At 66.2% G+C, this 9,366-nt stretch carries 7 protein-coding genes; all 7 read left to right on the forward strand.

The window, feature by feature from the left end; genetic code table 11:
* Positions 1-246: 246 nt before the first annotated feature.
* Complete coding sequence (gene rplU, locus ACT6Y9_RS05540; protein WP_295477557.1) at positions 247-558, forward strand: 50S ribosomal protein L21; 312 nt, start codon at positions 247-249, stop codon at positions 556-558.
* A 39-nt stretch (positions 559-597) separates the two neighbouring features.
* The gene (gene rpmA, locus ACT6Y9_RS05545) at positions 598-861 is read left to right on the forward strand and encodes a 50S ribosomal protein L27 (RefSeq protein ID WP_295477559.1); all 264 of its coding nucleotides are present in this window, start codon (positions 598-600) and stop codon (positions 859-861) included.
* A gap of 189 nt (positions 862-1,050) precedes the next feature.
* Positions 1,051-2,148 (forward strand): GTPase ObgE, encoded by a 1,098-nt coding sequence (gene obgE, locus ACT6Y9_RS05550; protein WP_295477561.1) that lies wholly within the window; start codon positions 1,051-1,053, stop codon positions 2,146-2,148.
* Positions 2,149-2,241: 93 nt separating this feature from the next.
* Entirely contained in the window at positions 2,242-3,360 is a 1,119-nt protein-coding gene (gene proB, locus ACT6Y9_RS05555) for a glutamate 5-kinase (protein WP_443743799.1), read from the forward strand.
* A gap of 137 nt (positions 3,361-3,497) precedes the next feature.
* Positions 3,498-5,246 (forward strand): proline--tRNA ligase, encoded by a 1,749-nt coding sequence (locus tag ACT6Y9_RS05560; RefSeq protein ID WP_443743800.1) that lies wholly within the window; start codon positions 3,498-3,500, stop codon positions 5,244-5,246.
* Between the two features lie 488 nt (positions 5,247-5,734).
* Entirely contained in the window at positions 5,735-7,534 is a 1,800-nt protein-coding gene (msbA, locus tag ACT6Y9_RS05565) for a lipid A export permease/ATP-binding protein MsbA (protein WP_443743801.1), read from the forward strand.
* Positions 7,531-9,321: a lipid A export permease/ATP-binding protein MsbA gene (gene msbA / locus ACT6Y9_RS05570; RefSeq protein WP_295477569.1), complete on the forward strand. Its 1,791-nt coding sequence runs from the start codon at positions 7,531-7,533 to the stop codon at positions 9,319-9,321. Before msbA (ACT6Y9_RS05565) ends, msbA (ACT6Y9_RS05570) begins: the two co-directional genes overlap by 4 nt.
* The last annotated feature ends 45 nt before the right edge of the window (positions 9,322-9,366 follow it).

Here is a 9,366-nt window from a genome sequence, read left to right on the forward strand (position 1 = left end):
GTCCGCCGCGGCCCCCTTCGGGGCGCGCTGCGCTGGGGCGGCGGGAACTCTGGTTTTTGCAAAAAATCCGCCCCTTGCGCTTGACGGACGAATTTGCGCAGTGGATAATGCGCACCTTTCCACGCATTGGACGTGCAGCGGCGTTTGCCGGGGATTCCCTCCGGACGACCGGGGCGCGTCGAGTACAAAAAGGCTCTGCAAACGTTCCCGCACGGGAGCTGAAGCAGGGCGGCGAGGTTTTACTACATGTACGCGATCATCAAGACCGGCGGTAAGCAGTACCGCGTCAGCGTCGGCGATCTGGTTCAGGTCGAGCTTCTCGGCCAGGACGCCGACACCCAGGTTACCTTCAGCGAAGTTCTCGCCGTTTCCGGCGAAGACGGCCTCAAGGTCGGCAAGCCCGTCGTTGAAGGCGCCACCGTCACCGGCACCATCACCAAGATCGGCCGCACCGACAAGGTCCGCATCTTCAAGTTCCGTCGCCGCAAGCACTCCATGAAGTCGGGCGGTCACCGCCAGTACTTCGCGGAAGTTCGCATCGACGCGATCAACGCTTGATTGGTTCTTCATTCCTCTCTTTGAGCAGAGCATAAGAAAATGGCACATAAGAAAGGCGGCGGCTCCACCCGCAACGGTCGTGATTCCAAGGCGAAGCGTCTTGGCGTGAAGGTTTTCGGCAACGCGGCCATCAACGCCGGCGGCATCATCGTCCGTCAGCGCGGCACGCAGTTCCACGCCGGCGACAACGTCGGTCAGGGCAAGGACTACACCCTCTACGCGCTTGTCGACGGCGTCGTCAAGTTCGAGGTGAAGGGCGCGTTCCATCGCCACTACGTTCACGTCGAACCGACGGCCCTCTGATCTCCCGTTTTTCCGAGATCAGCCGGCCGGGAACAACCGGACTGCACGCGGCCCTTCTGACGGGGCCGGTCTGAAGTGGTCCGGTCCGGATTGAAAGAAAGCCCAGTGCGGATCTCCCGGCTGGGCTTTTGCTATTCTCAAGCACCAGATTTTTCCATCTTCAACCCCGACATCCATTCGAGGCCCATTGTGAAATTCGTCGACGAAGCCAACATCGAGGTTCAGGGCGGCAAGGGCGGCAACGGCGCCGCGAGCTTCCGCCGTGAGAAGTTCATCCCGAAGGGCGGCCCCGACGGCGGCGACGGCGGCCGCGGCGGCTCGGTCTACGCGCTCGCCGACCGCAACATCAACACGCTCGTGGACTATCAGTACACGCGCAAGTTCTTCGCCCCGGCGGGCGAAAACGGCCGCGGCGCGGACTGCTACGGCGCGGGCGGCAAGGACATCGTCCTGCGCATGCCCGTGGGCACGATCATCCGCGACTCCGACACCGGTGAAGTGGTCGCCGACCTCGCCGAGCACGGCGCCAAGGCGCTGCTCGCAGCGGGCGGCAAGGGCGGCCTCGGGAACCTGCACTTCAAGAGCTCGGTGAACCGCGCGCCGCGTCAGTTCACGCCGGGCGAGCCCGGGCAGTACCGCTCGCTCGAACTCGAGCTCAAGGTGCTCGCCGACGTGGGCCTTCTCGGCATGCCGAACGCGGGCAAGTCCACCCTCATCACGGCCGTCTCCAATGCGCGCCCGAAGATCGCGGACTACCCCTTCACGACGCTGCACCCGCATCTCGGCGTGGTGCGCGTGGGCCCCGAGCAGAGCTTCGTGCTCGCCGACGTTCCAGGCCTCATTGAAGGCGCCGCCGAGGGTGCGGGCCTCGGGCACCTCTTCCTGCGCCACCTTTCGCGCACGAAGGTGCTACTCCACGTGATCGACGCCTGCCCGCTCGACGAGTCCGTCGACCCCTTCGAGCAGGCCCATGCGCTCGTCGCCGAACTCGAGAAGTACGACCCCGAACTCGCCGCCAAGCCCCGCTGGGTGGTCCTCAACAAGATGGACCTCGTCCCCGAGGAGGACCGCGCGGCGCTTCTTGAGAAGTTCCGCACGGCCTTCGCGCGCGAGCACGAGCCCGTCTTCGCGGTCTCCGCCGCGACCCGCGAGGGGCTCCCCGAGCTCATCAACGCGCTCGCGCAGAAGATCGACGAGGACCGGCGCGCCGAGCGTCAGTTCCTCGACGACGAACGCTTCGACGAGGAGCGCAGCAGCGCCGAACCCTACGACCCCGCCGCGCACTAAGATTTGGAAGTGAATCCACCGGCCGCCGCAGAGGCTAGAGACGCCTCCGGCGGCCTTTCCGCATCAAGACTTCGGACACGAGGAGGCCCGGAAATGACTTCACTCCTACAGAACGCCCGCCGCATCGTCGTCAAGGTGGGCAGCGCCCTCGTGACGAACGAGGGCCGCGGCGTGGACGTCGAGGCGATCGAGCGCTGGGCGCACCAGATCGCCCAACTGCGCCGCATGGGGCGCGAAGTGGTGCTCGTGAGTTCCGGCGCCATCGCCGAAGGCATGAAGCGCCTCGGCTGGAGCACGCGCCCGACGCGCGTGTGCGAACTCCAGGCCGCGGCCGCCGTGGGCCAGATGGGCCTCGTGCAGGCCTATGAGGAGCACTTCGCCCGCCACGGCATCGGCACGGCGCAGGTGCTGCTCACGCACGCGAACCTCGCCGACCGCGAGCAGTACCTGAACGCCCGCATGACCTTGATCGAGCTTCTTTCGCTCGGTGTCGTTCCCGTGATCAACGAGAACGACACCGTGGTGACCGAAGAGATCAAGGTGGGCGACAACGACACCCTCGGCGCCCTCGTCACGAACCTTGTCGAAGCCGACGTCCTCGTGATCCTCACGGACCAGCGGGGGCTCTACACGGCCGACCCGCGCTCGAACCCGGACGCGCAGTTCGTCTCCGAGGCGACGGCGGGCGACCCCGCGCTCGAGAGAATGGCGGGTGGCGCGGCGAGCCAGCTCTCGCGCGGCGGCATGATCACGAAGATCCTCGCGGCGAAGCGCGCCGCGCGCTCGGGCGCGGGCACGATCATCGCGTCGGGGCGCGAGGAGGACGTCCTCGTGCGCCTCGCGCAGGGCGAGGCGATCGGCACGCACCTGAAGCCCGCCTCGTCGATTCTCCACGCCAGAAAGCAGTGGATCGCCGACCACCTGCGCTCGGCCGGCCGCCTCACGCTCGACGCGGGCGCCGTGCGGGCGCTGCGCGACGGGCACACGTCGCTCCTGCCCGTCGGCGTCGTCGCGGTCGAGGGCGACTTCGTGCGCGGCGAAGTGGTTTCCTGCGTGGACGAAGCGGGGCGCGAAGTCGCCCGCGGGCTCGTGAGCTACGCCTCCGACGAGGCGCGGCGCATCTGCTGCGCGCACACCGAGGACGTCGTGCGCATTCTCGGCGCCTGCGACTCGCCTGAGATGATCCACCGCGACAACCTCGTGGTCCTCTAAGCTTTAGAATTCACCGTTTGTTCCTTTTTCGCGCCGCCTCCCGATCCGCAGGCGGCCTTTTTTCTGCCTCAGAAGCCCTCGGGCGGAGGGTCCCCGGACGGACCCGTTCACGCACGGGGCGGACGAATAGAACAGTTATGCGAGCCCGTTCCTTTTTCATTTCGACGCTTAAAGAAGCTCCCGCCGACGCCGACGTCATCAGCCAGCAGTACATGATCCGCTCAGGGATGATCAAGAAGCTCGCCGCGGGCGTGTACACCTACATGCCGCTCGGCCTGCGCGTGATCCGCAAGATCGAGAAAATCATCCGCGAGGAGATGGTCCGCGCCGGCTCCATCGAACTGCTCATGCCGATGGTCCAGCCCGCCGAGCTCTGGCAGGAAACGGGCCGTTGGGAGAAGTACGGTCCCGAGCTTCTGCGCATCAAGGACCGCCACATGCGCGACTTCGTGATTCAGCCCACCTCCGAGGAGGTGATCACCGACGTCGCCCGTCAGGAGATCAAGAGCTGGCGTCAGCTCCCGGTGAATTTCTTCCACATTCAGACGAAGTTCCGCGACGAGCGCCGTCCGCGCTTCGGCGTGATGCGCGGCCGCGAATTCACGATGAAGGACGCGTACTCGTTCGACCGCGACGAGGAAGGCGCCGGCAAGTCCTACGACCGCATGTACGCGGCCTATCAGCGGATCTTCAACCGCATCGGCCTCGTCTTCCGCGCCGTGCGCGCCGACACGGGCTCGATCGGCGGCTCGCGCTCGCACGAGTTCCAGGTGATCGCCAACGCCGGTGAGGACGTGATCGCGTACTGCCCGGATTCGGACTACGCCGCCAACATCGAGCTCGCCGAAGCCGCCTCCGTACTCCCGGGCCGCGCCGCCCCGACCGCGGCGATGGAGAAGCGCGCCACTCCGGGCAAGGAGAAGTGCGAGCTCGTCACCGAATACCTCGGCATTCCGCTCCTCTCCTCGATCAAGAGCGTGGTGCTCGCCGCCGACCGCACGAACGAAAAGGGCGAGCCGCTCCCGGCGAAGATCGTCCTCGTGCTGCTGCGCGCCGACCATGAACTCAATGAAGTGAAGGCGGGCCACATCCCCGAACTCAAGGAGGGCTTCCGCTTCGCGACCGACGCGGAGATCCTCTCGGCCTTCGGCTCCAAGCCGGGCTACCTCGGGCCGGTCGGCCTTTCCGAAGAGGTCGCCGTCTACGCCGACAAGACCGCCGCCGACATGAGCGACTTCTGCTGCGGCGCCAACGAAGAGGGCTACCACTACACGGGCGTCAACTTCGGCCGCGACCTGCCCGAACCGAAGGTCATGGACCTGCGCAATGTGGTCGAAGGCGACGCCTCGCCCGACGGCAAGGGCACGCTGCGCCTGCAGCGCGGCATCGAAGTGGGCCACGTCTTCTTCCTCGGCACGCGCTACTCCGAGCCGATGCAGGCGAACTTCCTCGACGAGAACGGCAAGCCGCGCCCCATGCAGATGGGCTGCTACGGCATCGGCGTCACCCGCGTCGCGGGCGCCGCTATCGAACAGCGCCACGACGACAAGGGCATCATGTGGCCCGACTCGATCGCGCCTTTCGAAGTGGTGATCTGCCCGATGAACTACGCCAAGAGCGAGGCCGTGAAGGCCGCCGCCGACAAGCTCTACGAGGAGCTCCTCGCCCGCGGCGTGGACGTCATCCTCGACGACCGCGACATGCGTCCGGGCGTGATGTTCGCCGAGTGGGAGCTCATCGGCGTGCCGCACCGCGTCGTGATCGGCGACCGCGGCCTCAAGACGGGCGAAGTGGAGTACGCCGACCGTGAGAACCTCGGCGAAAAGACGATGGTGAAGGTTGAAGAGGCCGCGGACTTCGTCGCCGGCCGCATCAAGCACAGCTGACGCCTTGGCGCCCCGCACCTCAGCCGCCGGCGGCGGGACAAACAGGTGCGGGAGCCGCCTCCAGCCGGCCCCAGGAAGCTCATTCGGGCGGTCCGTTTCTGCGGGCCGCCCGAAGGCTTTTCAGGGTTGGCCGAGGGGGCCCCAAGTCATGCGGAATCTGCATCAATAGACATAAATATAAATCAATTGTCTTTTATGGTTCCTCCGCCTAGCATCGGACGGAGGTGAAGGACGGCCCTCCCGGGCGACGCCCGCTCCCAAGAGAAACGGCGTGCCTCCTCGAGCGGGAGGCCCCGGCGCTCCGAAGCGGGCAGACGGCCGTTTCGGGAAGACTTCGGCCGGAGGTCCTTGCCCTTTCGCGCGATAGACGGTACGCTCGGTTGTTTCCTGCCGGAAGCTCCTCCTGAGGGCCTCGTCCGGATGTACGGCAGAGCCGGGCCCCGACGCGTTCCGTCTGCATCCCGGCAGCGCCATCGAACAACTGCAGAATGAAACTCCTCACCCAGCTCAGTGAAAAACTCTCTCCGAGCCTGAGGCGCCTCGCGGCCATGCTTCCCGCCCACAAGGGCAAGCTCGCCTGCGCCGTCGGCTTCATGCTGACCGCCGGTGCCTCCTCCTCGCTCATCGCGACCCTTCTGGGCAAGCTCACCAATGCGGGCTTCTACAACCAGGAGGCCTGGGTGGTGCTCGCCGCCCCCGCGGGCCTCATCCTCATCGCGTTCCTGCACGGCGGGAGCATGTTCATGAGCAACTATCTTCTCGGCAAGGTCTCACAGTCGATGCTGATCGACCTGCGCCGGGAGATGTTCCACAAAATCCTGCGCTGGCCCGCCGAGGAGTACCAGAAGAACCAGACGGGCATCGTCACGTCGAAGTTCGTCTTCGAGGCGAACTACGCCCTCGGACGCGCGGCGAAGTCGGCGATCACGCTGATCCGCGACACCGTCCAGGTGATCGCCCTGACAGTGATGCTCTTCTGGAACAACTGGACCCTTGCACTGGTCTCGCTCTTGATCGGTCCGTGCGTCGCCTGGCTCCTCAGGTACATCTCCCGGCGCCTCAAGACGGTGATGGGCTCGAGCCAGCACTCGATCGCCGAAGTCCTCGTGCGCGTGAAGGAGGCCTATGAGGCCGAGCGCGTGATCAAGGTGGCGAACACCTACGACGAGGAGGTCAGCCGCTTCAATGCGCTCAACGTGAGGCTCCGGGACCTCGCCGTGCGCATGACGAAGGTCTCCTCTCTGGGGACTCCGCTCACGCAGCTCTTCGGCATGTCGGGCGTGGCGGTCGTGCTGACGGCGGCGATGTATCAGACGCAGGCGGGCCTCATCACGATGGGCGACTTCGTGACGTTCCTCGCGGCGCTTCTCCTCATCATGCCGCCCCTGCGGCACCTGGCGGGTCTGAACGCCACCTTCGTGATGATGAACGTCGCGGCCGAGAGCATCTTCAACACGCTCGACACGCCGCTCGAGCGCGACGAGGGGAAGACGGTCCTCGGCCGCGTGCGGGGCGAAGTGCAAATCGAGGACGTGTCGCTGCGCTACCCCAACGCCGAGCGCGACGCCGTCTCGCACGTTACGATCACGGCCCGCCCCGGCGACGTCGTCGCCCTGGTGGGCCTGTCGGGGTCGGGAAAGACTTCGCTCGTCAACATGATCCCGCGCTTCTGGAATCCGACCTCCGGGCGCATCCTCATCGACGGCGTGGACGCCCAGGACGCAACGCTCGAGAGCCTGCGCAGCCAGATCGCCATCGTCTCGCAGGACGTGCTCATCTTCGACGACACGATCCGCGCCAACATCGCCTACGCGAAGACCGACGCCACCGAGGAGGAGATCCGCCGCGCGGTGGACGCGGCCGCCCTCACGGAATTCATCGACTCGCTCCCCGAGGGGCTCGACACGCCGGCGGGCGAAGCCGGCGACCGGCTTTCGGGCGGGCAGAAGCAGCGCATCTCGATCGCCCGGGCGCTCCTCAAGGATGCGCCGATCCTCATCCTCGACGAGGCGACTTCGGCGCTCGACAGCAAGTCCGAGCTCCAGATCCGCGACGCGCTCGCGCACCTCATGAAGGGGCGCACGACCTTCATCGTCGCGCACCGGCTCTCCTCCATCGCGGACGCCACGCAGATCTTCGCCTTCGACGCAGGCCGCGTCGTCGAGTCGGGCACCTGGGCCGAGCTCGCCCGCCGGGACGGTCTCTTTGCGCGCCTCTGCCGCCTCCAGGGGATCGATCCCGCGGCCGCAGCCTCCTCCCGCAACGCTCACAACGAGGTGCCGGCATGAGTCTCCTGCGCAGAATCCTCAAGAACCGCATCGACCCGAACCTCATCCGGCTCTACCGCTACCTCTGGGCCTACAAGTGGACGATCGCGCTCGCCTGCGTCTTCCTCCTCGGCTCGGCCTCCATGTCCTCGCTCACGGCGACCCTGCTCGGCAAATTGACCGACATCGGCTTCTACGACAAGGAGGCCTGGGTGATCTTCGCGGCGCCCGCGGCCTTGATCGGCGTCTCGCTCATTTTCGCGGTCTCGACCGTGATGAGCGCGGTGTTGATGACGAAGGTGAGTCAGAACGTGCTCGTGAAGCTGCGCACGGAGCTCTTCTCAAACATCCTCCGCTGGCCTGCGGACCGCTATCAGTCGAATCCGACCGGGCTCGTCTCCTCGAAGTTCGTGAACGAAGCGGCCATGGCGCTCGGGGGCGCGACCGACTCGCTCGTGGTCCTCATCCGCGACGTCGTGCAGGTGATCGCGCTCATCACGATCCTCTTCTGGTACTCGTGGCGCCTCACGTTCGTGATGCTGCTCGTGGCTCCGGCGCTCGCCTTCGTCCTCACCCGCATCAGCCGGCGCATGCGCGTGATCGTCAAGAACTCGCAGGAAAACCTTGCCCACGTGATCTCCCGCGTGCAGGAGACCTACGGGGCGGAGCGGCTCGTGAAGGTCTCGAACGCCTACGACTTCGAGGACGATCGCTTCGCGAAGGTGAACAACCTCATGGGACGGCTTGCCCTCAAGACGATCAAGACGCAGAGCATGTCCACGCCGCTCACGCAGATCCTCGTGATGACGGCGGTCGCCTTCGTAGTGGGCGCCGCCCTCTACCAGGCCCAGGAGGGGCTCCTCACCTTCGGGGAGTTCATCACCTTCCTCTCGGCGATGCTCCTCATGCAGCAGCCGATCCAGAACCTCTCGGGGTTGAACGGCACCTTCGCGGCCATGTCGACGGCCGCCAAGAGCATCTTCGAGACGCTCGACGCGGAGCACGAAAAGGACGAGGGCACGATCACGCTCGAGCGCGCCCGGGGCGAGGTGAAGTTCGAGCGCGTCTCCCTCAGGTATCCCGGCCAGGAAGGCCTCGCATTGTCGGACGTGTCGCTCGAGGTGAAGCCCGGCGAACACGTCGCCTTCGTCGGCCAGTCCGGCTCCGGCAAAACTACGGCCGTGAACCTCATCCCGCGCATCTGGGAGGTCTCCGAGGGGCGCATCACGTTGGACGGCCACGACCTGCGCGACCTCACGCTCGAGTCGCTGCGCCGGCAGATCTCCATCGTCTCGCAGGACGTGGTGCTCTTTGACGACACCATCGGGGCGAACCTGCGCTATGGGCTTGCCGACGTGAAGGAGGCCGACCTCTGGCGGGCGCTCGAGACCGCGGCGCTTGCGGACTTCGTGAAGAGCCTTCCCAAGGGACTTGAAACGCCCGTCGGTGAAGGCGGCGGCCTTCTGTCGGGCGGTCAGAAGCAGCGTCTTTCGATCGCGCGGGCGCTCCTCAAGGACGCGCCGATCCTCATTCTCGACGAGGCGACGAGCGCGCTCGACGCGCAGGCCGAAGCCTCGATCAAGGATGCGCTTGAGGCCGTCACCCGCGGCAGGACCGTCTTCATCGTCGCCCACCGCTATTCGACGATCGAGAATGTGGACCAGATCGTCGTTCTCGAGGGGGGCGTGATGAAGGAGCGGGGCTCCATGAAGGAGCTTCTCGCCAAGGAGAACGGGCGCTTCCGGCAGCTCGCCGAAGCGCAGTCCGCGGGGCTCGCCGAAGAGCGGCGTCCCGGGGCTTCTTCCTGAACCGACGCCTCCCGGCGCGACTGAAAAAGGAAAAACGCCCGCAGG

The sequence above is a fragment of the Sutterella sp. genome, from assembly GCF_052272535.1.
GTDB lineage: Bacteria > Pseudomonadota > Gammaproteobacteria > Burkholderiales > Burkholderiaceae_F > Sutterella.